Raw genomic sequence first — 1,931 nt, forward strand, 5'->3', positions numbered from 1 at the left:
CACTCCCGCGAAGCGATGATTTTACGCAAAATGAGAAATAACGCGATCAAGAAGATCCCGAAGGATTTCAGTGATGCTTTCATGGCCAAGGCGTATGAATCTACGTTTGAAGACTACGATCAGTATCGTGACGATCGAATTGATAAAGAAGGAGCAGTTGACGCAGAAGTCGCTGAGCAGGCAGGAAGCCGCCCAGTACAAGACGATATCCCGGCGATTCCTCAACAGGTCGAGAGCGTACAAAAGGCCCCGGAAATCAAGCTTAATGAAGCCGAGAAGGTCGCTGTGTCGGCTGACCCGTTCTGACCATGGAATTCCGTTGTTTGGCCAGCTCATCCGCTGGCAACTGTTATCATATTACATTAAATCGTAAAGACTTGCCTCCGGTAGTGCTGCTACTGGAGGCTGGCCTTCCCTATGCTGAGCTTCTGCGCCGTATGACCTCTGAGGGGCTCGACTTACGGCCCGTAGACGCTGTTTTAATCACGCATAACCACAAGGACCACTGCGCTGCTTCCGGCGATCTGCAACGCCGCGGGAAGCGTGTGTATGGCAACCGGTTGATCGTTGGAGAGGACCAGAGCACACTGCTGGAGGCCGGCCGGATTAAGACCGTCGCTGCGGAAACCAGAGTTTACCCGTTTGTCGTTGAGCATGACGCAGAGGATAGCCTGGGTTTTGTGATTTACACTGATATGGAGATGATCCTGTTTGTCAATGATTGCAAATACTTTGCGGAGGATCTTTCACAGCAGCAGTTTGATTATGTATTTATTGAGTCCAACTATGACGGTCAGGTGATCCACTTTGCTTACGAGGCTGCCAAAGAGCAGCATAACGAGGTCGATATCAAACGTTATGAGCGCATTTTAAACAGCCACATGTCGATTAAGCATACCTGCGATCAGCTCAAAAAACTGGATCTCAGCAACTGCAAAGGCATATTTTTGATGCACTTATCTGACCGTCACGCCAACCCCAATTTGTTTAAACAAAGGGTTCAGAAACAGTTCGGAAAGCCTTGCTTTGTGTGTCGAAAAAGCGGGGGTATTTTGTAAAGGAGGTGCTCTTATGTATGACGGTTATATTAAATTGCACCGAAGAATTTTAGATTGGGATTGTTATAGTGACGCAAATACGTTCCGCTTATTTTTACATTGTTTGTTAAATGCAAATTGGAAGGATGGAGTGTTTAAGGGGGTTAAAATTCCGCGCGGAAATTTGGTCACAAGTCTGCCTAAATTAAGTCAAGAACTGCGTCTTACGGAACGCCAAATAAGGACAGCCATTGAGCACCTCAAAACGTCAGGCACGATAGCAGTCACAACATATTCAAAATTCCGCATAATAACGGTATTAAATTATGAACAATACCAAGATAGTGACAGCCAGAATGACAGCCAAAACGACATACAAAAAGTCATACAGATGACAGACAAGATGTCAGGCAATGTGTCAGGCATGTGTCAGGCAAGTGACAGGCAAACGACAACAATAGAAGAATTAAAGAAAGAAAGAAGTAAAGAAGTAAATAAAAAAACATATAGGTCGCTTGTCGATGAATACACGCCTGATCTCGATCTCAGAAAAGCCCTTGACGATTTTGTCGGAATGAGGAAAGCCATGAAGGGCTTTACCGTCAGGGCGTTGGAGCTTGCTTTATCAAAACTGGATAAACTGGCACAGGATGATCAGACAAAAATTAAAATTGTCAATCAGTCCATCGAGCGAAGCTGGAAAGGATTCTTTCCCATCAAGCAGAAAAGCCCTTTTACATCGCGACGACAGGACGTGCTGCCTGATTACTACCAACAGATGAAAGCTGGATCGGATCCGGAAGTCACAGATGAAACCGATTTCGACCGCGAAGAATTTGAAGAAATCCGCCGCAAATTAAAAGAACAGGAGAAGTAGAGATGGAAAGAAAATAC

3 protein-coding genes are annotated in these 1,931 nt (G+C 45.4%); all 3 read left to right on the forward strand.

Annotated features, from left to right (window positions below; translation table 11 throughout):
• Window positions 1-306 (forward strand): hypothetical protein (locus I2D94_RS18050; RefSeq protein ID WP_229056964.1); only part of this gene is annotated, 306 nt, incomplete at its 5' end.
• A gap of 2 nt (window positions 307-308) precedes the next feature.
• Window positions 309-1,058: an MBL fold metallo-hydrolase gene (locus tag I2D94_RS18055; protein WP_072682828.1), complete on the forward strand. Its 750-nt coding sequence runs from the start codon at window positions 309-311 to the stop codon at window positions 1,056-1,058.
• A gap of 13 nt (window positions 1,059-1,071) precedes the next feature.
• The gene (locus tag I2D94_RS18060; RefSeq protein WP_195397909.1) at window positions 1,072-1,914 is read left to right on the forward strand and encodes a hypothetical protein; all 843 of its coding nucleotides are present in this window, start codon (window positions 1,072-1,074) and stop codon (window positions 1,912-1,914) included.
• The last annotated feature ends 17 nt before the right edge of the window (window positions 1,915-1,931 follow it).

Origin of the sequence: Holdemania sp. 1001302B_160321_E10, from assembly GCF_015552275.1 — a bacterium.
Taxonomy (GTDB): Bacteria; Bacillota_I; Bacilli_A; order Erysipelotrichales; family Erysipelotrichaceae; genus Holdemania.